Genomic DNA, 24,012 nt, shown 5'->3' on the forward strand with positions numbered 1-24,012 from the left:
ATTACATAACTTAAACCCGTACCTTGAAGGTGCGGGTTTTGTCTTATCTGAAAGTTTTATTTACAGTGCTTTCCCAACTAGGATCTCTGCTTCGATGGTAATCTCAGTCAACTGACTCCAGTCAATCTTGGTTTGGTCAACGTGAAAGAGGAGAGGCGTCATGGCAAGCAGGGCTTGGCGTTGCTCAGCCGAGATAGGTTTTGTTAAGGAAGCAATCTGACTAGATTGGATGCTGAAATGTTCCTGGAAATGTTCCTTGATATCTTGGTTGGAATAATCCTTCTTTGTCAGCTGGTCCTGCACCATTTGACGGATTTCCTTGAGGTGATTTTCAGTCGGGATGACCTTGATCAAAATACCATCTTTGGATAAAACGCGACGGAATTCCCCATAGTTGGCAGGCGAAAAGATATCAAGCAGGATATCTATGCTGGCGTCTTTTATAGGGAGACGAGCCAGGTCACCGACAAACCAGTTGACCGCCCAGTTGGGTTCGCTCTTGGCAGCGATTTGAACGGAATCTTTTGAAATATCAAAGGCGTAGAAGGTCTTGTCAGGATGCCTTTCTTGGAGTTTACGAGAGTAGAATCCTTCGCCACAACCGATATCCAAGATAGTTTTGGCAGTTTCTAGGCTTGCAAGCAGGTCTGAGATGGTTTCTAAGATAGTCTGATAAAAGCCAGCTTCTAGGATTTCTTGGCGGTTTTGAAAGTTTTCCTTGTCGTAGTTGGCAGATTGCTTGATTTGAGGAGTCAGATTGACATAGCCGAATTTTGCCAAGTCAAAAGAATGGCGATTGCTACACTTGAGACTAGTTTCGACCAAGGTCAGATTTTCTTGGCAGATGGGGCAGGCAAAAGCGCTAGCAGTAGCGAAGCGCTGGAGTTTTGGTTTGAGGTTTGTATTCATAGTTTAAGTCTAGCAAAAGAGGCAAGCGAAAGCAAGTATAGGAGTATGTAGATATGAGATTCAATAGAAATAAATCCAATTCTTTAATCCATAGAATGGAATTGCTTTTATATCTAAATTGCTATATAATAATGATAAGGAGGAAACGACTATGTTAAAAGAAGTATTAACCATCGCAAAAGCTGCGAAAAAATCATCACTCTTTTTGGGTGGTGTAGCATTTGGCACTCTTGGTTTGAAAATCTTGGCAAGTAAAGAAGCTAAAAAAGGCTATTCTAAAGCTTTGGCTAAGGCTTACAAATTGAAAGACGAATTGGATGCATCTGTTTCTATTGTGAAACAACATGGAGACGATGTCTTGCAAGATGCCAAATATTTGTACGAGCAAGAGAAAAAAGAAGAGCAATTAGATAGCCTTATAGGAGAATAATATGTCTTTTAAAGTGCTACATAGAGGATACCAACATATCCGACTATCATCTTCTTTTTCACTCACCTTGGATATTCAAGACTATCTTCGTTCCTTGGCGAGAGATGAAAAGGGGATTGAGTCTATCCAGTTTTACATGGATCAACAGCACTTTACTCTACGCATAAAAGAAGGCTTTTCTGTATTAGATAATGCAGAAGCCTTTTTAAAAAGAATTGATAAAGGGAAAGTTTCTGAGTTGATGACTCTTCCCATTCGTAGAGAAGAGAGTGCTTATTCTATTGTTTCAGGTGCAGCGATTAAGCGTGTACTTTTTCGTAGTTTTGTGCCGTATCCTATTCGCTATATATGGACTTGTTATCAGGCTTTGGGTTATATTAGAGAAGCTTATCAAACACTAGCGCGTAAGGAACTAACGATGGAAGTCTTGGACTGTTCGGCGATTTTATTGTCCTTGTTTATGAACCAATCCAAGACAGCTAGCAATATCATGTTTATGCTTGATTTGGGGAATCATTTAGATCAGTGGTCTTTGAAAAAAACTGCAACAGATTTAGAACAGAGTCTTCTTGCAAAAGAGAACGACGTATTCTTAGTACAGGGCGATACGGTTGTTAGTATCAAGAGTTCCGATGTTCAAATAGGAGATGTCTTGGTCCTATCTCAAGGAAATGAAATTCTGTTTGATGGACAAGTAGTTTCAGGTTTAGGTATGGTCAACGAAAGTTCCTTGACGGGAGAGAGTTTTCCAGTTGAAAAAAGAGAGTCTGATTTGGTTTGTGCAAATACAGTATTAGAAACTGGAGAGTTACGCATTCGTGTAACCGATAATCAGATGAACAGCCGGATTTTACAACTGATTGAGTTAATGAAGAAATCTGAAGAAAACAAGAAAACGAAACAACGCTATTTCATCAAGATGGCGGATAAGGTCGTCAAATATAATTTCTTGGGGGCTGGGCTAACTTACCTATTAACAGGTTCTTTTTCTAAGGCTATTTCTTTCCTATTAGTCGATTTCTCCTGCGCTTTGAAAATCTCTACTCCTGTAGCTTATTTGACAGCTATCAAGGAGGGGTTGAACCGTGAAATGGTGATTAAGGATGGGGATGTTCTGGAGAAATATCTGGAAGTTGATACTTTCTTGTTTGATAAGACGGGAACAATCACAACTAGTTATCCTATAGTTGAAAAGGTGTTACCTTTTGGGGACTATAGTGAGGAAGATATTCTCAGAATCAGTGCCTGTCTTGAGGAACACATTTATCATCCTATTGCTAATGCCATCGTCAAGCAAGCTGAGATAGAGGGAATTGAACATGAGGAAATGCATGGGAAACTCCAATATATTGCAAGCAAGGGGATCAAATCTCATATAGATGGCCAACCAGTTCTTATTGGGAATTATGTCTTGATGCAGGATGAGCAGATTCATATCAGTTCAGAACAAAATGCTTTAATTGAAGAGTACAAGAGTCACTACAATCTCTTATTCTTGGCTTATCAGAATGAATTGATTGGAATGTTCTGCATTCATACTCCTTTGAGAAAAGAAGCAAAAGCAGCCTTGGAGAAACTTAAGGCACAAGGGAAAAAATTGATTCTGGCAACAGGGGACACCTTGGTTAGGACAGAGGAATTAGTCAAAGATTTGCCCTTTGATCAGGTCTATACAGACTTGAAACCTGATGGGAAATTTGAGTTAGTAGAGGAACTGCAGAAAGCAGGTCACACGATTTTGATGGTTGGAGATGGATTGAATGACTCAGCGGCTCTAACCCTATCAGATATCGGTGTGGTGATGAATGAGAGTGCAGATATTTCTAAGCAGATGAGCGATATCTTATTGTTAGATAATCGTTTGGATTTCTTCCAAGAGTTGGATTGGCTATCATCATCTTTGCAAACACTCATCAAGAAGAATATTCAAGATACCGTTGTCGTAAATAGTAGTTTGATTGGCTTTGGCTTGTTTAATTGGCTCAGTCCTTCAAACCTCTCTATCCTACATAATCTAACAACCTTACGCATAGTCCTGCGTAGCCTGTCTATTAAGGGATAGGTGGGGACTATTCACAGCAAAAAGGAGTTACCTTTCTCGAGGGTAACTCCTTTGTTTATAGGTAAATGTTTAACAATTTAGTAAGTCAACACAAAGTATTTCTTCTTCCCGCGGCGGATAACAGTGAGTTCGTTTTCTAACTTATCTGCGTCGCTCAAGACATAGTCAAGGTCTTGGATACGGTCGCCGTTGACGTAGATAGCTCCGTTTTGAACGTCTTCACGGGCTTGGCGTTTTGAATTGACCACACCAGATGAGACGAGAAGTTCCACGATATTGTGGTTTTCGTCTGCCTGTACTTGGTAGTTTGGCACTCCACGAAGTCCTTGTTTGAGTTCTTTGACAGAAAGGTTTTTGATGTTTCCAGCAAAGAGTTGCTCAGTTATGTTAAGAGCTTCTTTGTAAGCTTCTTCTCCGTGAACAAGAGTCACGACTTCACGAGCCAGGACTTTTTGAGCCAAGCGTTCGTGTGGAGCAGCTTCAAATTGTTTGCGGATGTCTTCAATCTCGTCCAGTGACAAGAAGGTAAAGATTTTCAAGAAGCGAACAGCGTCAGCATCCATGACGTTCATCCAGAATTGGTACATTTCGTATGGAGAAGTCTTTTCAGGGTTGAGCCAGACTGCGTTTCCTTCTGACTTACCAAACTTCTTACCAGTCGCGTCTGTAATGAGTGGAACTGTGATAACATGGGCTGTCTTGTCAGCCTTACGACGAAGCAATTCGGTACCAGCTGTCATGTTTCCCCATTGGTCAGAACCACCGATTTGCAGAGTAACATTGTGGTCTTGGTTAAGGACAAAGAAGTCGTACCCTTGCATGATTTGGTAAGCGAACTCAGTGTAAGAAATTCCAGTTTCAATCCGTTTTTTCACAGACTCCTTGCTCATCATGTAGTTGACAGTGAAGTATTTTCCGACATCACGGAGGAAGTCGATGAAGCTGATGCTGCCAAACCAGTCGTAGTTATTGACCATGACAGCTTTGTTTTCACCATTTTCAAAGTCAAGAAAACGAGAAAGTTGTCCTTGGATAGACTTGACCCAGCCATCTACTGTGTCTTTTGTTTGGAGACTACGCTCAGCATCTTTGAAGGACGGATCTCCGATGAGACCTGTAGCACCGCCAACGAGCGCATAAGGTTTGTGACCTGCTAGTTGCAAACGACGACTTGTCAAGATTGCGACAAGGTGGCCTAGGTGAAGGCTGTCAGCAGTTGGATCGTAGCCAGTATAATAAGAAACTTGACCTTCTTCTAGGGCTTTACGCAAAGCTTCTTCATCAGTCGTTTGAAAAATCAAACCACGCTCTTTTAGCTCATCAAAAATGTGCATGTGTCTTTTCTCCTTTATAAAATATTGTTTCTACCTATTGTATCACAAACTTGATTAATAGCCTAGTGGAATAGGGAAGAAAGTAGCTATTTTATTGAAAGTTTCCCTTTTATGGTATAATAGAGAAAGCGAGGACATTCATGAAAGAAAGAATTAATGAATTAAAAACAAAAATGCTGCATTTTTTCCAGCAGCTAATGCAACGAATTGCAAAATGGAAGAAAAGACTAGCAGAAAAACTGGCTAATAAGAAAACCGGTAAAAAGGGGACCTCTTCTGATAAAGTTGGAAGGGCAGGATCTAATTTTGCTAAGGTTTTGAGTGGGTTTAAAATAGTTTTTAATACTCTCTTTATCCTAGGTTTTATCGGTGGACTGTTTGGTGCTGGGGTGGCTATGGGTTATGGAGTCGCTCTATTTGACAAGGCCCAGGTACCTCAAGCAGAAGAGTTGGTCAAGCAAGTGAAGGATATTGCCTCTATCTCAGAAATCACTTATTCTGACGGCAGTACCATTGCCTCGATCGAGGGCGATTTGTTGCGCACTTCAGTCGCTTCAGATGCTATCTCAGACAATCTTAAGAAGGCTATCATTGCGACAGAGGACGAGAATTTCAACGAGCACAAGGGAGTCGTGCCTAAGGCCGTTATTCGTGCGACCCTGGGAACTTTTGTCGGTCTGGGGTCATCCAGTGGTGGTTCGACCTTGACTCAGCAGGTTATCAAGCAGCAAGTGGTGGGGGATGCTCCCACTCTAGCTCGTAAGGCCAAAGAAATCATTGATGCTCTAGCTTTAGAGCGGGCTATGGGTAAGGATGAGATTTTAACAACCTACCTTAATATTGCTCCTTTTGGTCGCAATCATAAAGGCCAAAATATTGCAGGTGCCCAACAGGCTGCAGAAGGAATCTTTGGGGTTAAGGCTTCGGATTTAACGGTCCCTCAAGCAGCCTTTATTGCAGGATTGCCACAGAGCCCAATCAGTTACTCCCCTTATGAATCTGACGGTAGTATGAAGAGTGAGGAGGATTTGGCTCTGGGGATCAAACGGGCTAGAGATGTTCTCTATAATATGTACCGGACAGGGGCTCTAAGTCAGGAAGATTACGACAAGTACAAGGATTATGATTTTAAGAAAGACTTCCTACCATCTGGTAGTGTCAGTGGTACTTCGCGTGACTATCTCTACTTCGCAACCTTGGCAGAAGCTACTGATCGGATGTATGACTACCTGATTCAGAGAGATAATGTTTCTGTACAAGAGCAAAAGAATGAATCCATCCAGAAAGCTTATCGTGATTTAGCGACTAAGGAAATTGAAAATGGTGGATATAAGATTACGACAACTATCAATAAAAATGTTCATGCTGCGATGCAAAATGCGGTGGCAACCTACGGCTATCTGCTAGATGATTCGACAGGACAGCCTGAGGTGGGGAATGTCCTCATGGATAACCAAACAGGAGCTATTCTTGGATTTGTCGGTGGTCGCAATTATCAAAAAAATCAGAATAACCACGCTATCGACACAAAACGTTCTCCTGCCTCAACTACTAAGCCGATATTGGCTTACAGTATTGCCATTGACCAAGGTTTGATGGGAAGTGCAAGCATCTTATCAAACTATCCAACCAACTTTTCAAACGGCAATCCCATCATGTATGTCAATAGTCCTGGTACAGGTATGATGACATTGGGAGAAGCCCTTAACTACTCATGGAATATCCCAGCCTACTGGACTTATCGTACACTCCGAGAGAAGGGTGTTGATGTTAAAGGCTATATGGAAAAAATGGGTTACGAAATCCCAGAATATGGTATTGAGAGTTTACCGATGGGCGGAGGAATTGACGTTACAGTTGCTCAGCATACTAACGGATATCAGACTCTGGCCAACAACGGAGTTTACCATAAGAAACATATGATCGCCAAGATAGAGTCAACAGATGGTCGAGTGGTATACGAGCACAAGGATAAACCTGTCCAAGTTTACTCAAAAGCGACAGCGACCATCATGCAAAATTTGCTTCGCGATGTTATTTCATCTCGGATTACCTCAAGTTTCCAGACAGACTTGGCTACCATCAATCCAAGCCTCGCTAGCGCCGACTGGGTTGGAAAAACTGGGACAACCAATGAAGATGAAAATATGTGGCTTATGCTTTCTACGCCTCGCTTGACCTTGGGTGGCTGGCTAGGTCACGATGACAACCGCCCGCTAGCCAAAGGGGCGGGCCACTACCGCAATGCCAACTATATGGCCCACTTGGTTAATGCTATTCAACAAGCAAAACCTGGCATTTGGGGGAATGAGCGCTTTAATCTCGACTCAAGTGTGACCAAGTCACAAGTCCTCAAGTCGACAGGGGAGAAACCGGGCAAGGTTTCAATTAATGGCAAAGAAGTTAACGTTTCCGGTTCTACCGTAACAAGTTACTGGGCTACTAAAGAAGGAGCGCCAGTAACCACCTACCGCTTCGCTATTGGAGGAAGCGATGCAGATTATCAGAATGCTTGGAAGAATATTCTAGGAAGCATTCCTGCAGTAACTCCTCCAAGCTCAAGTAGCGGTTCGGGAACAACAAGTTCGAGTGGAGATACTCAGAGTGGCTCTTCAGGACGTTCACGTCTATTTAATCGTTAAGATAGAGTAGCAGCAAGGTTAGTAATTTCCCCTTGTTGCTACTTTTTTCTTTGTTGGTTTCGTGTTACAATAATAATATGAATCATTATCAGAAAAAGATTGTTAAGGGAACACTATATTCGCTACTCTCAGGCCTAATCTGGGGAATCTGTGGGATTTTAGGAGAGTATTTTTTCACTCATTATCCGGTGTCTTCTGGATGGATTACTTCTATGCGTTTACTGGTAGCGGGGAGTTTGGTTTTAGGCTTATCGGCCTTTCAGTTGCGCACTCGATTATTGGACATCTGGCGTGATAAGAAAAATTATCTACCTTTTTTAGCCTATGCTATTCTAGGTATTTTTTCTGTGCAGTTTTTCTTCTATCTCTGCGTTGAGTATTCCAATGCGACGACGGCAACCATTTTGCAATTTATCAGCCCCGTTTTTATTTTGTTTTACAATCGCATTGTCTACCAGAAGAAGGCTTCGATTACAGCTGTTTTCTATGTTTTGATTGCCATGCTAGGTGTTTTTTTGATGGCTACAAAAGGGGATTTATCCCAGTTGTCCATGACACCTTTGGCTCTAGTAACAGGTTTGCTCAGTGCAGTAGGGGTCATGTTTAATGTTATCCTGCCTCAGCGTTTTGCACGGCGTTACGGATTTGTTCCGACTGTTGGTTGGGGGATGATCCTGGCAGGACTCTTTAGTAATTTCCTTTACCCCATTTATCGGATAAGTTTTCAAGTGGATCTAGTAAGTGTGCTGATTTGTCTGATGATTGCCGTGTTTGGCACCGCTTTTGCCTTCTTCCTATCTATGAAGGCTGTGTCACTCGTTTCCCCGCTGGTTGTATCGGTGGTAAGTGCTAGCGAACCGCTTTCTTCAGCAATATTAAGTGTTCTTTTTCTAGGATTGGTCATGGATGGTTTTTTGGCCTTAGCTATGGTGTTGATTATCGTTCCGATGATTTTCTTATCTGTGGAAGAAGCAAAACAAGCCAAGTAAAGATGCTTATTTGATAGTTGAGGCTTCAAATTTGAAGCCTTTTTTGGTAGAATAGGTATCATTATAACGAACCAGGAGGCGCCTATGACTGCTACAAAAATGAATGCCCAAGAAATCATCCAATTTATCGCCAATGCTGAAAAGAAAACCAGTGTCAAAGTAACCTTTGAGGGAGAACTCGCAACTGCTGTACCAAGCTCTGTTGTCAAACTAGGAAATGTTTTATTCGGAGACTGGAAGGACGTCGCTCCGCTTCTCGAAGGTTTGGTAGAAAATCAAGATTATGTTGTTGAGCAAGATGCTCGCAATTCTGCAGTTCCTTTGCTAGATAAACGTGCGATTAACGCTCGTATCGAGCCAGGTGCTATTATCCGTGACCAGGTTGAAATTGGTGACAATGCTGTTATCATGATGGGAGCCGTTATCAATATCGGTGCTGAAATCGGTGCAGGAACCATGATTGATATGGGTGCCATCCTTGGTGGCCGCGCTATCGTTGGAAAAAATAGCCACGTTGGTGCAGGGGCAGTTTTGGCCGGTGTGATTGAGCCAGCTAGTGCTGAACCAGTCCGCGTCGGAGACAATGTTCTTATCGGTGCCAATGCAGTGGTTATTGAAGGAGTCCAAATCGGTAGCGGTTCAGTCGTTGCAGCAGGAGCTATTGTTACCCAAGATGTTCCAGAAAACGTTGTAGTAGCAGGTGTTCCAGCTCGTATCATCAAAGAAATTGATGCCCAAACCCAACAAAAAACAGCGCTTGAGGATGCGCTTCGTACCTTGTAATTGTAAAAGTAAAAAAGAGGCGGAACCCTTTTTCCAGCCTCTTTCTTCTATCAAAAGGAGGATCGATAGATGTTAGATTTGATTCAGACTAGACGAGATTTACACCAGATTCCAGAGATTGGCTTGGAGGAGTTCGAGACTCAGGCTTATTTGCTGGATGTGATTGAGAAATTGATTGAGGGCAAGGACTTTGTTCAAGTTCGTACTTGGCGAACAGGAATTTTGGTCTATTTGCAGGGAAGTCAGCCGGAGCGGACCATTGGTTGGCGGACAGATATTGATGGCCTGCCTATCGTCGAACAAACAGGCCTGCCTTTTGCTTCTCAACACCAAGGTCGCATGCATGCTTGTGGCCATGATTTTCATATGACCATTGCCTTGGGCTGTTTAGAGCGCGCCCTTGAGGAGCAACCCAAGAATAATCTGCTCTTCCTATTTCAGCCTGCTGAAGAGAATGAAGCCGGTGGTATGCTCATGTATGAGGATGGCGCTTTTGAGGACTGGCTACCAGACCAGTTTTATGGACTCCATGTTCGTCCGGATTTGAAAGTTGGCCAGATTGCGACCAATACCCATACACTCTTTGCTGGGACTTGCGAGGTGAAGATCCGTTTCAAAGGCAAAGGTGGCCACGCAGCCTTTCCGCATGAAGCCAATGATGCCTTGGTGGCTGCTAGTTACTTTGTAACCCAAGTACAGTCAGTTGTCAGCCGCAATGTCAATCCAATTGAGGGAGCAGTGGTGACCTTTGGTGTTTTCCAAGCTGGAACAACCAACAATGTCATTACAGACACAGCATTTTTACACGGAACCATTCGCGCCTTGACTCAGGACATGAGCCTCTTGGTACAAAAAAGAGTCAAGACAGTCGCAGAAGGGGTTGCAGCAGCCTTTGATATGGAAGTTGAAGTGGAACTCAAGCAAGGAGGCTACCTACCTGTTGAGAACAATCCAGCCTTGGCGCGTGAACTGATGGACTTCTTTGAAGAAAAAGAGGGAGTCGAGTTGATTGATATCGAGCCTGCTATGACTGGTGAGGACTTTGGTTATCTTCTTTCAAAGGTTGATGGGGTTATGTTTTGGCTAGGTATCGACAGTCCTTATGCTCTTCATCATCCTCAGATGAGTCCCAAGGAAGAAGCCCTAGCCATTGGTGTTGAGGCGGTTTCTAGTTTTCTCAAAAAGAAAGCGGCGGAGTAGAGGGCTTAGCTATGAAATCGAAATTACGCAAGCAAGTCTTGCAAGAAATGAAGGCTATATCTCAGGAACAAAAACAGGCTATGGATCGAGCTTTAACAAAACGATTTTTGAATCACCCCTTTTACCAAGAAGCCAAGACCATCGCAACCTATCTCTCCTTCCCTCATGAATTTCAAACGCAAGAATTGATCGAGCAGGCGCTGAAGGATGGCAAAAAAGTTCTGATACCCAAAACCTATCCCAAGGGGCGAATGGAGTTTGTGGTCTATCATCCGCAGCAGTTGGTAAAAACTTCCTTTGGCTTACTGGAACCGCAAGGAGACTTGGAAGTGGTGGAACCGTCTCAGATTGATTTAATTCATGTTCCGGGCCTGGCTTTTACAACAGAGGGCTATCGGATTGGATATGGTGGAGGTTACTACGACCGCTATCTGGAGAATTTTGCTGGGCAGAGCCTGAGTACAATCTATCCTTGTCAAATTCAGGAGTTTAACTTGGAAGACCATGATATTCCCGTCCAGGAGGTGCTAATCTATGAAGGAAATCTTTGATAAACGTTATCCTGTGACTAGTTTCTTCCTTCTAGTAACAGCTTTGGTATTTCTCTTGATGTTGATTCTTACAGGCTTAAATTTTGAACGAGCGGATACCTTGCTTCGGTTTGGAGCCATGTATGGACCAATCATTCGCCTGTTCCCTGAGCAGATTTGGCGCCTTTTTTCGGCTATATTTGTGCATATTGGATGGGAGCATTTCATTGTCAATATGATTTCGCTCTACTTTCTTGGACGACAGGTGGAGGAGATTTTCGGTTCTAAGCAGTTCTTTTTTCTCTATCTCTTATCAGGAATGATGGGCAATCTCTTTGTGTTTGCTTTCACACCGAAAGTCCTAGCAGCAGGAGCATCCACCTCCCTCTATGGACTATTTGCTGCGATTATCGTTTTGCGCTACGCGACTCGCAGCCCCTATATCCAGCAGTTGGGGCAATCCTACCTGACGCTTTTCGTGATAAATATCATTGGAAGTGTTCTGATTCCAGGAATCAGCCTAGCAGGGCATATTGGCGGTGCAGTAGGCGGTGCCTTTCTAGCAGTCATCTTCCCAGTCAAATGGGAGAGAAGGATGTACAGTACTAGCCAGCGACTCGGAGCAACTGTACTTTTTATCGCACTAGCCATTTTCCTTTGCTATAAGGGAATGAACTATGTGTAGGGGGGAATAGTTAAAAGCGAGCACCGATTCGGTTGCTAATAAGTCATCTGCAAAGATGGCTTTTTTATTGCAAGCTTCAACAAAAAAACAAAGCCCTTATTTAAGAGCTTTGTTTTTCTTCTATTCCTCCTCAGATAACTCTTTCCCAAGTTGAATGAGGTAGTCTTTCAAGTCGTCTTTAACTTGTGGGTGTTTGAGAGCGTAGTCGATGGAGGTTTTCATAAAGCCAAACTTATCTCCGACATCGTAACGAGCTCCCTTGAACTCACGAGCAAATACACGTTGTGTTTTATTGAGGGTATCGATTGCATCTGTCAGCTGAATTTCATTTCCTGCACCTGGAGCTTGGTTTTCGAGGATTTGGAAAATCTCAGGAGTGAGGAGGTAGCGCCCGATGATAGCAAGGTCGCTAGGAGCATCCTCTGGTGCAGGTTTTTCAACGAAGGTTTCAACGCTATAAAGGCCGTCTTTTCCTTCGCCTTGCGGAGCAATAACCCCATAGGCAGATACTTCGTCATGAGGGACTGGCATAACAGCGATAGTAGACGCGTGAGTACGCTCGTAGTCATCCATGAGTTGTTTGGTAAGTGGGACAGCCTTTTCGTTCGTGATATCCATCAAGTCATCACCAAGCATAACGACAAAAGGTTCATTTCCGACGAAAGCCTTGGCTTGTAAAACAGCATCGCCGAGACCACGTGGATGCGTTTGGCGGATAAAATGCAGGCGCATGCCGGTTGTCTCATCAACCAGCTTCAAAAGATCTGTTTTCCCTTTTTCTTTAAGGTTATATTCCAATTCAAAGTTTGAATCAAAATGGTCCTCGATAGAACGTTTTGACTTACCTGTAACAACCAAGATATCTTCGATACCAGATTTGAGAGCTTCTTCAACGATAAACTGGATAGTGGGCTTGTCTACGATTGGCAACATTTCCTTGGCCAAGGCCTTAGTTGCTGGGAGGAAGCGAGTTCCCAATCCAGCGGCTGGGATGACTGCTTTTCTGACTTTTTGTTTCATGATGTTCCTTTCTATAAGGGTCTATGACCATTCGTTTTCTGCTTTAAATTCATTGCTCATGATGTCAGTGATTGCTTCTTTGATATTGACACCTTCATAGATCACTCGGTAAATAGCCTGTGTGATTGGCATGTAGACACCCAATTCCTGAGCCAGTTCGTAAGCCGCTCGAGTTGTTGAGATTCCTTCGATGACCATACCCATGTTTGCTTCGATGTCTGCGAGGGATTCTCCACGACCGAGAGCATCACCGGCCCTCCAGTTACGAGAGTGGACAGATGTCCCCGTTACGATCAAATCTCCAACTCCAGAAAGACCGCTATAAGTCAGAGGGTTAGCTCCCAGAGCAACCCCTAGACGGGTGATTTCAGCCAAGCCACGGGCAATGATAGCCGCCTTGGCATTGTCGCCAAATCCTAGGCCATGTAATGCCCCAGCGCCAACTGCGATGATGTTTTTGAGAGCACCAGCGGTTTCAACTCCGATAACATCCGTATTAGTATAGAGACGGAAGTAGTGATTGCTAAAGAGATTTTGGACGTACTGAGCAGTTTCAAGGTCTTTAGAGGCTGCTGTAATCAAGGTAATATCCCGTACAATAGTTTCCTCAGCATGGCTAGGTCCTGAAACAACAACGACTTCACTACGGAGGTCAGCTGGGATTTCCTCTTCAAGAATAGTTGATAGACGTTTGTGGCTATCTGGTTCCAATCCTTTGGAGGCATGCATGATGACAACCTTGTGATCAAGCACCTTTGCTACTTGTTGGGCAACCAGTCTCGTTACTTTTGTTGGGACCACAAATAAAACAGCATCCACATCCTTTAGTGTTTCTTCTAAATCATGATAGGCTTTGATTTTTTCGTCGAGTAGGATATCTTTGAAATAGCGTTTGTTTGTATGTTGGTTATTGATTTCATCAATTTGGTCAGAAATATTTCCCCAAATTCGAACCTCGTGTCCATTGTCGTTTAGGACCTGCGAAAGGGCAGTTCCCCAAGAACCAGGACCCAAGACAGCGATGGTTTGTTTCTTCATCTTTTCCTCCTTGTAAGAGTTCTTCCTTCCATTTTACCATAAAAAGCCTTTTCATGCATCACCTGTAGATGAAAGCGTACTAATTTATAATAAGGAGACTTCTTTGACAAGATGCCTCTTTTTTGCTAGAATAGCATCAATATGAACGAATGAGAAGGAGCTGACGCAGGATGTCGCTCCCTTTATCTATTTTATTAGGAGGAAATATGCTGATTAAAAAAATAAAAACCTATAAATGGCAGGCCTTGGCATCCTTAATGATGACAGGCTTGATGGTTGCGAGTTCGCTCTTGCAACCGCGCTATTTGCAAGAGGTGTTAGAGGCTTTGTTGGCCGGACAAAATGAGGCTATTTATAGTATTGGCACTTGGCTGATAGGAGTAGCCCTAGTCGGTCTGGTTGCAGGTGGGGTCAATGTAACGCTTGCAGCCTATATTGCTCAAGGAGTGTCTTCGGACCTTCGGGAAGACGCTTTTCGCAAGATCCAGACTTTTTCTTATGCCAATATCGAGCAGTTTAATGCCGGCAACCTTGTCGTCCGTATGACCAATGATATCAACCAAATTCAGAACGTGGTGATGATGGCTTTTCAAATTCTTTTCCGTCTCCCTCTTCTCTTTATCGGTTCCTTTATCTTGGCGGTTCACACTCTTCCATCACTTTGGTGGGTGATTGTCCTCATGGTGCTCTTGATCTTTGCACTAACAGCCATCATGATGGGAATGATGGGACCACGATTTGCTAAGTTTCAAACCCTTCTTGAACGGATCAATGCTATCGCTAAGGAAAATCTACGTGGTGTGCGCGTGGTTAAATCCTTTGTGCAGGAAAAAGCACAATTTGACAAATTTACCGAAGTCTCAGATGAACTTCTCGGCCAAAATCTTTATATCGGTTATGCCTTCTCAGTTATAGAACCTGTTATGATGCTAGTCGGCTATGGGGCAGTCTTCCTCTCTATCTGGTTGGTGGCAGGCATGGCTCAGTCAGATCCATCTGTTGTGGGCTCGATTGCTTCCTTTATCAACTATCTCAGCCAGATTATCTTTACCATCATCATGGTTGGATTTTTAGGAAATTCTGTCAGTCGTGCCATGATTTCCTTGCGTCGTATCCGCGAAATTCTAGATACCGAGCCAGCGATGACATTTAAAGATCTCCCAGACGAAGAGTTAGAAGGAAGTCTCTCTTTTGAAAATGTGACCTTTACCTATCCCAATGACGATGAGCCTATGCTGAAGAATGTGACCTTTGAAATTGCGCCTGGTCAGATGGTCGGTGTGGTTGGGGCGACTGGAGCAGGGAAATCCACCCTAGCTCAGTTAATTCCACGGCTTTTTGATCCACAAGAGGGATCTATCAAGATTGGTGGCAAGGATATTCGAGACGTCAGCGAGGGAACCTTACGTAAAACAGTTTCCATCGTCTTGCAACGTGCTATTCTCTTTAGTGGGACCATTGCAGATAATCTTCGTCAAGGAAAAGGCAATGCCAGCGTGTCAGAAATGGAACGTGCAGCACGGATTGCCCAAGCCAGCGAATTTATCGGACGCATGGAAAACAAATTTGAGAGTCAGGTCGAAGAACGAGGCACCAATTTTTCTGGTGGACAAAAACAACGGATGTCCATTGCCCGTGGGATTGTCAGCAATCCCCGTATCCTGATTTTTGATGATTCGACTTCGGCTTTGGATGCTAAGTCAGAGAGACTCGTGCAGGAAGCTTTGAACAAAGATCTGAAAGGGACAACAACCATTATCATCGCTCAAAAGATCAGTTCAGTCGTCCATGCGGACAAGATTTTGGTCTTGGATCAAGGGCGCTTGATTGGAGAAGGACGGCATGCAGATTTGGTAGCTAACAACGCCATCTACCGCGAAATCTACGAAACACAAAAGGGAAAGGAGGAATAAAATGAAAACCGTTCGATTTTTCTGGAATTATTTTAAAGTTTACAAGTTCTCCTTTGTCATTGTGATTCTGATGGTTGCGGTTGCGACGATTGCCCAAGCCCTCTTTCCAGTTTTTTCAGGTCAAGCAGTCACAGAGCTAGCTAACCTAGTTCTAGCTTATCAAAATGGGACTTCCGAACTAGCCTGGCAGAGTTTGTCAGCTCTGATGCTGAATCTAGCTCTGGTTGTCCTCGCCTTAGTGGTATCTAGTTTGATTTACATGACCTTGATGACCCGTGTGATTGCTGAGTCAACAAATGAGATGCGTAAGGGCCTCTTTGGCAAACTTTCTCGTTTAACGGTTTCTTTCTTTGACCGCCATCAGGATGGCGATATCCTCTCTCGCTTTACGAGTGACTTGGACAACATCCTTCAAGCCTTCAATGAAAGCCTAGTTCAGGTCATGAGCAATATTGCTCTTTACATCGGTTTGATCTTTGTCATGTTTTCAAGAAATGTGACACTAGCCCTGATAACAGTAGCTAGCACCCCAGTAGCCTTTCTCATGTTGGTCTTCATCGTGAAAATGGCCCGCAAGTACACCAATCTCCAGCAAAAAGAGGTTGGGAAACTCAATGCCTACATGGACGAGAGTATTTCTGGACAGAAAGCTGTTATCGTACAAGGAATTCAAGATGACATCGTAGCAGGCTTTGTGGAGCAAAATGAGCGCGTGCGCAAGGCAACCTTTAAAGGGAGAATGTTCTCAGGCATCCTGTTTCCTGTTATGAATGGGATGAGCTTGGTCAATACGGCCATCGTTATTTTTGCAGGTTCTGCGGTCCTGCTGAACGATCCAAGTATCGAAACAACGACAGCCCTAGGTTTGATCGTCATGTTTACCCAATTTTCTCAGCAGTACTACCAGCCAATTATCCAGGTGGCTGCGAGTTGGGGGAGCCTCCAGTTGGCCTTTACTGGAGCGGATCGTATCCAAGAAATGTTCGATGCAGAAGAAGAGATTCGTCCGCAAAATGCGCCTGCCTTTACGGAATTGCGAGAAGGTGTTGAAATCAGTCATATTGATTTCTCTTATGTGCCAGACAAGCCGATTTTAAAAGATGTTAGCATTTCAGCTCCTAAGGGGCAGATGATAGCAGTTGTCGGTCCGACTGGTTCAGGGAAAACGACCATCATGAACCTTATCAATCGCTTCTACGATGTGGATGCAGGTAGCATTTCTTTTGATGGCAAAGACATCCGTGACTACGACTTGGACAGTCTGCGGAGCAAGGTCGGGATTGTCTTGCAGGATTCGGTCTTGTTTAGTGGAACGATTCGGGACAATATCCGCTTTGGTGTGCCAGATGCCAGTCAGGAAATGGTCGAAGCAGCTGCCAAGGCAACTCATATTCATGACTATATCGAAAGCTTGCCTGACAAGTATGATACCCTTATTGATGATGAGCAAAATATCTTCTCGACTGGGCAGAAACAATTGATTTCCATCGCTCGGACCTTGATGACAGATCCTCAAGTCTTAATTTTAGATGAAGCGACTTCCAATGTGGATACCGTAACAGAAAGCAAGATTCAACATGCCATGGAGGCAGTTGTAGCAGGACGAACCAGTTTTGTCATTGCCCATCGTCTCAAGACCATCCTCAATGCCGATCAGATTATTGTCCTCAAAGATGGAGAGGTTATTGAACGTGGAAATCATCACGAGTTGCTCAAACTCGGCGGTTTCTACTCGGAACTGTATCACAATCAATTTGTCTTCGAATAAAAAAGAAGTTGTCCTCGTTGGGCAGCTTTTTCTTGTCCATAAAAAATACTTATCACGGTCTTTAAAAAAACATATTAGACAGGAAAGGGTTGGAGTGATAAGATAAGACTGTCGCAAGAAAATCGAAAGGAGACACATCATGGCTAGAACGGTTGTAGGAGTTGCTGCAAATCTATGTCCTGTAGATGCAGAAGGGAAAAACATTCACTCATCTGTATCCTGTAAATTTGCAGAGAGCATTCGTCAAGTCGGTGGTCTTCCTTTAGTAATTCCTGTAGGGGATGAGTCCATTGTGCGCGATTATGTAGAAATGATTGACAAACTCATCTTGACAGGTGGACAAAATGTCCATCCCCAGTTTTATGGAGAGAAAAAGACTATTGAGAGCGATGATTACAACCTTGTACGCGATGAGTTTGAACTAGCTCTCTTGAAAGAAGCGCTCCGTCAGAATAAACCAATTATGGCAATCTGCCGTGGTGTTCAGCTTGTCAATGTTGCTTTTGGCGGCACTCTCCACCAAGAAATTGAAGGCCACTGGCAAGGCTTACCTTTTGGAACATCTCATTCTATTGAGACAGTAGAAGGAAGCGTGGTGGCTAAGTTGTTTGGCAAAGAAAGTCAAGTAAATTCAGTCCATCGTCAAAGCATCAAAGACCTGGCGCCTAATTTCCGTGTGACAGCGGTGGACCCTCGAGATCAGACAGTAGAAGCGATTGAGTCTGTCGACGAGCATCGTATTATCGGTTTACAGTGGCACCCAGAGTTCCTGGTCAATGAAGAAGATGGCAATTTAGAATTATTTGAGTATTTATTAAATGAATTGTAACGGTTAGAATCTCTAGCCGTTTTTATTCGCCCTTTCAGATTTTTTATATTTTAGCAAATTTACGCAAACGTTTGAATTCTGATAAAAATTGGGCAAATTCAATAAAAAAGCTTGAAAAAATCGAAGGTAAGCGTTATGATAGAAAAGAAGAAATTTTGGAGGATTATCATGTCACATATTAAATTTGATTATTCAAAAGTTTTAGACAAATTTGTTGCCCCACATGAAGTGGAATACATGCAAGCACAAGTAACAGCTGCAGACGAATTGATTCGTAAAGGAACTGGTGCTGGTAGCGACTTTTTGGGTTGGTTGGACCTTCCTGAAAACTACGACCGTGAAGAATTCGACCGCATCTTGAAAGCTGCTGAGCAAATCAAGTCAGATAGCGATGTCTTGGTTGTGATTGGTATCGGTGGATCTTACCTTGGTGCCAAAGCAGCCATTGACTTCTTGAACCACCACTTTGCAAACTTGCAAACAAAAGAAGAACGCAAAGCTCCACAAATCCTTTACGCAGGAAACTCAATCTCATCTACTTACCTTGCTGACTTGGTAGAGTACGTAGCTGACAAAGACTTCTCAGTAAACGTGATTTCTAAATCAGGTACAACAACAGAACCAGCGATCGCTTTCCGTGTCTTCAAAGAACTCTTGGTTAAGAAATACGGTCAAGAAGAAGCCAACAAACGTATCTATGCCACAACTGACCGCCAAAAAGGTGCTGTTAAGGTTGAAGCAGATGCCAACGGTTGGGAAACATTTGTTGTTCCAGATGACATCGGTGGACGCTTCTCAGTATTGACAGCAGTTGGATTGCTTCCAATTGCAGCATCAGGTGCAGACATCAAAGCCCTCATGGAAGGTGCGAATGCAGCTCGTAAAGATTACACTTCAGACAAGATTGCTGAAAATGAAGCTTACCAATACGCAGCAGTTCGTAACATCCTTTACCGTAAAGGCTACGCTACTGAAATCTTGGTAAACTACGAACCATCACTTCAATACTTCTCAGAATGGTGGAAACAATTGGCTGGTGAGTCAGAAGGGAAAGACCAAAAAGGTATTTACCCAACTTCAGCTAACTTCTCAACTGACTTACACTCATTGGGTCAATTTATCCAAGAAGGAACTCGTATCATGTTTGAAACAGTTGTCCGTGTTGACAAACCACGTAAGAACGTGATCATTCCTACTTTGGAAGAAGACCTTGATGGACTTGGTTACCTTCAAGGAAAAGACGTTGACTTTGTAAACAAAAAAGCGACTGACGGTGTTCTTCTTGCCCACACTGACGGTGACGTACCAAATATGTATGTGACTCTTCCAGAGCAAGATGCCTTTACTCTTGGCTACACGATCTACTTCTTCGAATTGGCAATCGCCCTTTCAGGTTACTTGAATGCCATCAACCCATTTGACCAACCAGGTGTTGAAGCCTACAAGCGTAACATGTTTGCCCTTCTTGGGAAACCAGGATTTGAAGAATTGAGCAAAGAACTTAACGCACGTCTATAATAGAAGAAAAGAGTGGCTTGTCCACTCTTTTTACTCTCTTTATTCGTAGACATTGGACTCAGGCGAGACTTGTGATATAATATAGAAAGCAAAAAGGCAGACGCCTAGAGACTTTATAGGAGAAACTATGTCAAAAGATATCCGCGTACGCTACGCACCAAGTCCAACAGGACTACTACACATCGGAAATGCCCGTACAGCATTGTTTAACTACCTTTACGCACGCCATCATGGTGGAACTTTTATCATTCGTATCGAAGATACTGACCGTAAACGCCATGTTGAGGATGGAGAACGTTCACAGCTTGAAAACCTTCGTTGGTTGGGGATTGACTGGGATGAAAGCCCAGAAACTCATGAAAACTACCGCCAATCAGAGCGTTTGGAACTCTATCAAAAATACATCGACCAATTGCTAGCCGAAGGAAAAGCCTACAAATCTTACGTTACAGAAGAAGAGTTGGCAGCTGAGCGCGAACGCCAAGAAGCAGCTGGTGAAACACCACGCTACATCAATGAATATCTTGGCATGAGCGAAGAAGAAAAAGCAGCTTACATCGCAGAACGTGAAGCAGCTGGTATCATCCCAACTGTTCGTTTGGCTGTCAATGAGTCTGGTATCTACAAATGGCATGATATGGTCAAAGGTGATATCGAGTTTGAAGGTGGCAACATCGGTGGTGACTGGGTTATCCAAAAGAAAGATGGTTACCCAACTTACAACTTTGCCGTTGTCATCGATGACCACGATATGCAAATCTCTCACGTTATCCGCGGTGATGACCATATTGCTAATACGCCAAAACAACTCATGGTCTATGAAGCGCTTGGTTGGGAAGCACCAGAGTTTGGTCACATGACTTTGATCATCAACTCTGAAACGGGTAAAAAATTGTCTAAACGTGACACCAATACCCTTCAGTTTATAGAAGACTACCGTAAAAAAGGCTATTTGCCAGAAGCAGTCTTTAACTTTATCGCCCTTCTTGGTTGGAATCCAGGTGGCGAAGATGAAATTTTCTCTCGTGAGGAATTGATTAAACTCTTTGATGAAAACCGCCTCAGCAAGTCTCCAGCTGCATTTGATCAGAAGAAACTAGACTGGATGAGCAACGACTATATCAAGAGAGCTGACTTGACAACCATCTTTGAAATGGCCAAACCATACTTAGAAGAAGCAGGACGTTTGACTGATAAATCTGAAAAAATGGTAGAACTCTACAAGCCACAAATGAAGTCAGTAGACGAGATTGTTCCACTGACAGACCTTTTCTTCTCAGATTTCCCAGAGTTGACAGACGCTGAGCGCGAGGTCATGGCAGGAGAAACCGTTCCGGTTGTTCTAGAAGCCTTCAAAGCGAAACTAGAAGCAATGACAGACGAGGAATTTGTGACAGAAAACATCTTCCCACAAATCAAAGCAGTTCAAAAAGAAACAGGTATTAAAGGGAAAAACCTCTTCATGCCGATTCGTATTGCTGTATCAGGTGAAATGCATGGACCAGAATTACCAGACACCATTTTCTTACTCGGACGTGAAAAGTCAATTCAGCATATCGATAATATGCTGAAAGAGATCTCCAAATAAAAAGGACTTCCGATGGATACATGGGAAAAGATGTATGAAGAAGCACGAACCTTATTCAATCCCCATGAAGTTTCTGACTTTGTTTATGCTAACCATGTTGTTGCTGCAGTAGAAGCAGAAGATGGTCAGATTTTTACAGGATTTTGTATGGAGGGTACTTGTGGCGTTTTTCATCTCTGTGCAGAACGAGCAGCTCTCTTCAATATGTATCAATTTTCAGGACAGACCAAAGTTAAGAAAATCCTCGCCTTTCGAGATAAACCTCCCTACGGAGAAGGATCAGGTATGCCCTGTGGCGCTTGCAGAGAATTTCTCTTAGAATTGAATGCTGAGAATAAAGAAGCAGAGTTCATGATGGACTACGAAACAAGAAAAACAATTAAGGTTGCCGAATTGATCCCTTACTGGTGGGGAGAGGAACGTGCGACTAATTGGCAAGATAAATAGAAGGAGTCAGTTTAACTGGCTCTTTTCCCCTATCCTTTCAGAATTTCGGTAAAGAGGAAAAAAGTTCTTGACAAAGGTAAAAAAGTAGGTATAATAGAAAGAGTTGAAAAGCTCAAGGTCCGTTGGTCAAGGGGTTAAGACACCGCCTTTTCACGGCGGTAACACGGGTTCGAATCCCGTACGGACTATGGTGTATTGCGGTTAAAAAAACTTGAAAAAAGTTTAAAAAATCTGTTGACAGAGACAGGTAGCTGTGATATACTAATATAGTTGTCGCTTGAGAGAGATTGAGTGACAAAGACCTTTGAAAACTGAACAAGACGAACCAATGTGCAGGGCACTATAACTGAAGTTATAGTACTGAACAATGAAAAAACAATAAATCTGTCAGTGACAGAAATGAGTGAGAACTCAAACTTTTAATGAGAGTTTGATCCTGGCTCAGGACGAACGCTGGCGGCGTGCCTAATACATGCAAGTAGAACGCTGAAGCTTGGTGCTTGCACCGAGCGGATGAGTTGCGAACGGGTGAGTAACGCGTAGGTAACCTGCCTGGTAGCGGGGGATAACTATTGGAAACGATAGCTAATACCGCATAAGAGTAGATGTTGCATGACATTTACTTAAAAGGTGCAATTGCATCACTACCAGATGGACCTGCGTTGTATTAGCTAGTTGGTGAGGTAACGGCTCACCAAGGCAACGATACATAGCCGACCTGAGAGGGTGATCGGCCACACTGGGACTGAGACACGGCCCAGACTCCTACGGGAGGCAGCAGTAGGGAATCTTCGGCAATGGACGGAAGTCTGACCGAGCAACGCCGCGTGAGTGAAGAAGGTTTTCGGATCGTAAAGCTCTGTTGTAAGAGAAGAACGAGTGTGAGAGTGGAAAGTTCACACTGTGACGGTATCTTACCAGAAAGGGACGGCTAACTACGTGCCAGCAGCCGCGGTAATACGTAGGTCCCGAGCGTTGTCCGGATTTATTGGGCGTAAAGCGAGCGCAGGCGGTTAGATAAGTCTGAAGTTAAAGGCTGTGGCTTAACCATAGTACGCTTTGGAAACTGTTTAACTTGAGTGCAAGAGGGGAGAGTGGAATTCCATGTGTAGCGGTGAAATGCGTAGATATATGGAGGAACACCGGTGGCGAAAGCGGCTCTCTGGCTTGTAACTGACGCTGAGGCTCGAAAGCGTGGGGAGCAAACAGGATTAGATACCCTGGTAGTCCACGCCGTAAACGATGAGTGCTAGGTGTTAGACCCTTTCCGGGGTTTAGTGCCGCAGCTAACGCATTAAGCACTCCGCCTGGGGAGTACGACCGCAAGGTTGAAACTCAAAGGAATTGACGGGGGCCCGCACAAGCGGTGGAGCATGTGGTTTAATTCGAAGCAACGCGAAGAACCTTACCAGGTCTTGACATCCCTCTGACCGCTCTAGAGATAGAGTTTTCCTTCGGGACAGAGGTGACAGGTGGTGCATGGTTGTCGTCAGCTCGTGTCGTGAGATGTTGGGTTAAGTCCCGCAACGAGCGCAACCCCTATTGTTAGTTGCCATCATTCAGTTGGGCACTCTAGCGAGACTGCCGGTAATAAACCGGAGGAAGGTGGGGATGACGTCAAATCATCATGCCCCTTATGACCTGGGCTACACACGTGCTACAATGGCTGGTACAACGAGTCGCAAGCCGGTGACGGCAAGCTAATCTCTTAAAGCCAGTCTCAGTTCGGATTGTAGGCTGCAACTCGCCTACATGAAGTCGGAATCGCTAGTAATCGCGGATCAGCACGCCGCGGTGAATACGTTCCCGGGCCTTGTACACACCGCCCGTCACACCACGAGAGTTTGTAACACCCGAAGTCGGTGAGGTAACCTTTTAGGAGCCAGCCGCCTAAGGTGGGATAGATGATTGGGGTGAAGTCGTAACAAGGTAGCCGTATCGGAAGGTGCGGCTGGATCACCTCCTTTCTAAGGATAAGGAACTGCACATTGGTCTTGTTTAGTCTTGAGAGGTCTTGTGGGGCCTTAGCTCAGCTGGGAGAGCGCCTGCTTTGCACGCAGGAGGTCAGCGGTTCGATCCCGCTAGGCTCCATTGGTGAGAGATCACCAAGTAATGCACATTGAAAATTGAATATCTATATCAAATAGTAACAAGAAAATAAACCGAAACGCTGTAGTATTAAAAGAGTTTATGACTGAAAGGTCAAAAAATAAGGTTAAGTTAATAAGGGCGCACGGTGGATGCCTTGGCACTAGGAGCCGAAGAAGGACGTGACAAACGACGATATGCCTTGGGTAGCTGTAAGTAAGCGATGATCCAGGGATTTC

The 24,012-nt window shown here is 43.9% G+C and carries 18 protein-coding genes, 2 tRNA genes and 2 rRNA genes (1 of these 22 only partly in view); 18 read left to right on the forward strand and 4 right to left on the reverse strand.

What is annotated here, in order from left to right:
* Positions 1 to 60: 60 nt before the first annotated feature.
* The gene (locus EL140_RS00590) at positions 61 to 909 is read right to left on the reverse strand and encodes a putative RNA methyltransferase (RefSeq protein ID WP_001095540.1); all 849 of its coding nucleotides are present in this window, start codon (positions 907 to 909) and stop codon (positions 61 to 63) included.
* 151 nt (positions 910 to 1,060) lie between these two features.
* Here EL140_RS00590 and EL140_RS00595 point away from each other — a divergent pair, with 151 nt between their 5' ends.
* Together EL140_RS00595 and EL140_RS00600 are read left to right on the forward strand one after the other, a co-directional pair.
* Complete coding sequence (locus EL140_RS00595; protein ID WP_000910905.1) at positions 1,061 to 1,339, forward strand: DUF6110 family protein; 279 nt, start codon at positions 1,061 to 1,063, stop codon at positions 1,337 to 1,339.
* Position 1,340: 1 nt separating this feature from the next.
* Positions 1,341 to 3,401: a heavy metal translocating P-type ATPase gene (locus EL140_RS00600; protein WP_000008773.1), complete on the forward strand. Its 2,061-nt coding sequence runs from the start codon at positions 1,341 to 1,343 to the stop codon at positions 3,399 to 3,401.
* A gap of 77 nt (positions 3,402 to 3,478) precedes the next feature.
* On the opposite strand, the gene tyrS is transcribed toward EL140_RS00600, so the two are convergent.
* Complete coding sequence (gene tyrS, locus EL140_RS00605) at positions 3,479 to 4,735, reverse strand: tyrosine--tRNA ligase (RefSeq protein WP_000546898.1); 1,257 nt, start codon at positions 4,733 to 4,735, stop codon at positions 3,479 to 3,481.
* 140 nt (positions 4,736 to 4,875) lie between these two features.
* Here tyrS and pbp1b point away from each other — a divergent pair, with 140 nt between their 5' ends.
* From pbp1b to EL140_RS00635, 6 genes are all read left to right on the forward strand, one after another.
* Positions 4,876 to 7,377 carry a penicillin-binding protein PBP1B gene (pbp1b, locus tag EL140_RS00610; RefSeq protein ID WP_000664434.1) on the forward strand — a complete coding sequence of 834 codons (2,502 nt, stop codon included), beginning with the start codon at positions 4,876 to 4,878 and terminating at the stop codon, positions 7,375 to 7,377.
* 77 nt (positions 7,378 to 7,454) lie between these two features.
* Complete coding sequence (locus tag EL140_RS00615) at positions 7,455 to 8,366, forward strand: DMT family transporter (protein ID WP_002875068.1); 912 nt, start codon at positions 7,455 to 7,457, stop codon at positions 8,364 to 8,366.
* Positions 8,367 to 8,450: 84 nt separating this feature from the next.
* Positions 8,451 to 9,149 carry a 2,3,4,5-tetrahydropyridine-2,6-dicarboxylate N-acetyltransferase gene (gene dapD, locus EL140_RS00620; protein WP_000127447.1) on the forward strand — a complete coding sequence of 233 codons (699 nt, stop codon included), beginning with the start codon at positions 8,451 to 8,453 and terminating at the stop codon, positions 9,147 to 9,149.
* A gap of 69 nt (positions 9,150 to 9,218) precedes the next feature.
* The gene (locus EL140_RS00625) at positions 9,219 to 10,349 is read left to right on the forward strand and encodes an N-acetyldiaminopimelate deacetylase (RefSeq protein ID WP_000885074.1); all 1,131 of its coding nucleotides are present in this window, start codon (positions 9,219 to 9,221) and stop codon (positions 10,347 to 10,349) included.
* An 11-nt stretch (positions 10,350 to 10,360) separates the two neighbouring features.
* A complete protein-coding gene (locus EL140_RS00630; RefSeq protein ID WP_000837575.1) occupies positions 10,361 to 10,900 on the forward strand; it encodes a 5-formyltetrahydrofolate cyclo-ligase in 540 nt (179 codons plus the stop codon).
* Positions 10,884 to 11,564, forward strand: a complete 681-nt coding sequence (locus EL140_RS00635; protein ID WP_000658467.1) for a rhomboid family intramembrane serine protease — start codon at positions 10,884 to 10,886, stop codon at positions 11,562 to 11,564. Before EL140_RS00630 ends, EL140_RS00635 begins: the two co-directional genes overlap by 17 nt.
* A 120-nt stretch (positions 11,565 to 11,684) precedes the next feature.
* Here EL140_RS00635 and galU read toward each other — a convergent pair whose 3' ends face one another.
* A complete protein-coding gene (gene galU, locus EL140_RS00640; protein ID WP_000811031.1) occupies positions 11,685 to 12,584 on the reverse strand; it encodes a UTP--glucose-1-phosphate uridylyltransferase GalU in 900 nt (299 codons plus the stop codon).
* Positions 12,585 to 12,605: 21 nt separating this feature from the next.
* Positions 12,606 to 13,622: an NAD(P)H-dependent glycerol-3-phosphate dehydrogenase gene (locus tag EL140_RS00645; protein WP_000745027.1), complete on the reverse strand. Its 1,017-nt coding sequence runs from the start codon at positions 13,620 to 13,622 to the stop codon at positions 12,606 to 12,608.
* 206 nt (positions 13,623 to 13,828) lie between these two features.
* Between EL140_RS00645 and EL140_RS00650 the strand changes: the two genes are divergently transcribed.
* The 10 genes from EL140_RS00650 to EL140_RS00700 all read left to right on the forward strand — a co-directional run.
* Complete coding sequence (locus EL140_RS00650; RefSeq protein WP_000905736.1) at positions 13,829 to 15,535, forward strand: ABC transporter ATP-binding protein; 1,707 nt, start codon at positions 13,829 to 13,831, stop codon at positions 15,533 to 15,535.
* A gap of 1 nt (position 15,536) precedes the next feature.
* Positions 15,537 to 17,303 carry an ABC transporter ATP-binding protein gene (locus EL140_RS00655; protein ID WP_000859991.1) on the forward strand — a complete coding sequence of 589 codons (1,767 nt, stop codon included), beginning with the start codon at positions 15,537 to 15,539 and terminating at the stop codon, positions 17,301 to 17,303.
* 139 nt (positions 17,304 to 17,442) lie between these two features.
* Positions 17,443 to 18,132 (forward strand): gamma-glutamyl-gamma-aminobutyrate hydrolase family protein, encoded by a 690-nt coding sequence (locus EL140_RS00660; protein WP_000124758.1) that lies wholly within the window; start codon positions 17,443 to 17,445, stop codon positions 18,130 to 18,132.
* Between the two features lie 168 nt (positions 18,133 to 18,300).
* Positions 18,301 to 19,650, forward strand: a complete 1,350-nt coding sequence (locus tag EL140_RS00665; protein WP_000018244.1) for a glucose-6-phosphate isomerase — start codon at positions 18,301 to 18,303, stop codon at positions 19,648 to 19,650.
* 127 nt (positions 19,651 to 19,777) lie between these two features.
* On the forward strand, positions 19,778 to 21,238 hold the full coding sequence (gene gltX, locus EL140_RS00670) for a glutamate--tRNA ligase (RefSeq protein WP_000031045.1): 1,461 nt from the start codon (positions 19,778 to 19,780) through the stop codon (positions 21,236 to 21,238).
* A 12-nt stretch (positions 21,239 to 21,250) separates the two neighbouring features.
* Positions 21,251 to 21,685 carry a cytidine deaminase family protein gene (locus EL140_RS00675; protein WP_000382004.1) on the forward strand — a complete coding sequence of 145 codons (435 nt, stop codon included), beginning with the start codon at positions 21,251 to 21,253 and terminating at the stop codon, positions 21,683 to 21,685.
* 116 nt (positions 21,686 to 21,801) lie between these two features.
* A tRNA-Glu gene (locus tag EL140_RS00680) sits at positions 21,802 to 21,873 on the forward strand.
* A 230-nt stretch (positions 21,874 to 22,103) separates the two neighbouring features.
* Positions 22,104 to 23,652: ribosomal RNA gene (locus EL140_RS00690) — 16S ribosomal RNA — on the forward strand.
* Between the two features lie 51 nt (positions 23,653 to 23,703).
* Positions 23,704 to 23,776, forward strand: a tRNA-Ala gene (locus EL140_RS00695).
* Between the two features lie 122 nt (positions 23,777 to 23,898).
* Positions 23,899 to 24,012: ribosomal RNA gene (locus EL140_RS00700) — 23S ribosomal RNA — on the forward strand; it runs 2,789 nt beyond the window's last position.
* Together the 16S and 23S rRNA genes with 2 tRNA genes alongside form the textbook arrangement of a ribosomal RNA operon.

The organism is Streptococcus oralis ATCC 35037 (assembly GCF_900637025.1).
Lineage (GTDB): Bacteria > Bacillota > Bacilli > Lactobacillales > Streptococcaceae > Streptococcus > Streptococcus oralis.

What these genes read in the sequence shown, in the direction of transcription:
- EL140_RS00600 (WP_000008773.1), top strand. Translation starts at nt 1,341, where the DNA reads ATGTCTTTTAAAGTGCTACATAGAGGATACCAACATATCCGACTATCA.
- EL140_RS00665 (WP_000018244.1), top strand. Translation starts at nt 18,301, where the DNA reads ATGTCACATATTAAATTTGATTATTCAAAAGTTTTAGACAAATTTGTT.
- EL140_RS00675 (WP_000382004.1), top strand. Translation starts at nt 21,251, where the DNA reads ATGGATACATGGGAAAAGATGTATGAAGAAGCACGAACCTTATTCAAT.
- EL140_RS00645 (WP_000745027.1), bottom strand. Translation starts at nt 13,622, where the DNA reads ATGAAGAAACAAACCATCGCTGTCTTGGGTCCTGGTTCTTGGGGAACT.
- EL140_RS00625 (WP_000885074.1), top strand. Translation starts at nt 9,219, where the DNA reads ATGTTAGATTTGATTCAGACTAGACGAGATTTACACCAGATTCCAGAG.
- gltX (WP_000031045.1), top strand. Translation starts at nt 19,778, where the DNA reads ATGTCAAAAGATATCCGCGTACGCTACGCACCAAGTCCAACAGGACTA.
- EL140_RS00590 (WP_001095540.1), bottom strand. Translation starts at nt 909, where the DNA reads ATGAATACAAACCTCAAACCAAAACTCCAGCGCTTCGCTACTGCTAGC.
- EL140_RS00655 (WP_000859991.1), top strand. Translation starts at nt 15,537, where the DNA reads ATGAAAACCGTTCGATTTTTCTGGAATTATTTTAAAGTTTACAAGTTC.
- tyrS (WP_000546898.1), bottom strand. Translation starts at nt 4,735, where the DNA reads ATGCACATTTTTGATGAGCTAAAAGAGCGTGGTTTGATTTTTCAAACG.
- EL140_RS00595 (WP_000910905.1), top strand. Translation starts at nt 1,061, where the DNA reads ATGTTAAAAGAAGTATTAACCATCGCAAAAGCTGCGAAAAAATCATCA.
- EL140_RS00635 (WP_000658467.1), top strand. Translation starts at nt 10,884, where the DNA reads ATGAAGGAAATCTTTGATAAACGTTATCCTGTGACTAGTTTCTTCCTT.
- pbp1b (WP_000664434.1), top strand. Translation starts at nt 4,876, where the DNA reads ATGAAAGAAAGAATTAATGAATTAAAAACAAAAATGCTGCATTTTTTC.
- EL140_RS00615 (WP_002875068.1), top strand. Translation starts at nt 7,455, where the DNA reads ATGAATCATTATCAGAAAAAGATTGTTAAGGGAACACTATATTCGCTA.
- galU (WP_000811031.1), bottom strand. Translation starts at nt 12,584, where the DNA reads ATGAAACAAAAAGTCAGAAAAGCAGTCATCCCAGCCGCTGGATTGGGA.
- EL140_RS00660 (WP_000124758.1), top strand. Translation starts at nt 17,443, where the DNA reads ATGGCTAGAACGGTTGTAGGAGTTGCTGCAAATCTATGTCCTGTAGAT.
- EL140_RS00630 (WP_000837575.1), top strand. Translation starts at nt 10,361, where the DNA reads ATGAAATCGAAATTACGCAAGCAAGTCTTGCAAGAAATGAAGGCTATA.
- dapD (WP_000127447.1), top strand. Translation starts at nt 8,451, where the DNA reads ATGACTGCTACAAAAATGAATGCCCAAGAAATCATCCAATTTATCGCC.
- EL140_RS00650 (WP_000905736.1), top strand. Translation starts at nt 13,829, where the DNA reads ATGCTGATTAAAAAAATAAAAACCTATAAATGGCAGGCCTTGGCATCC.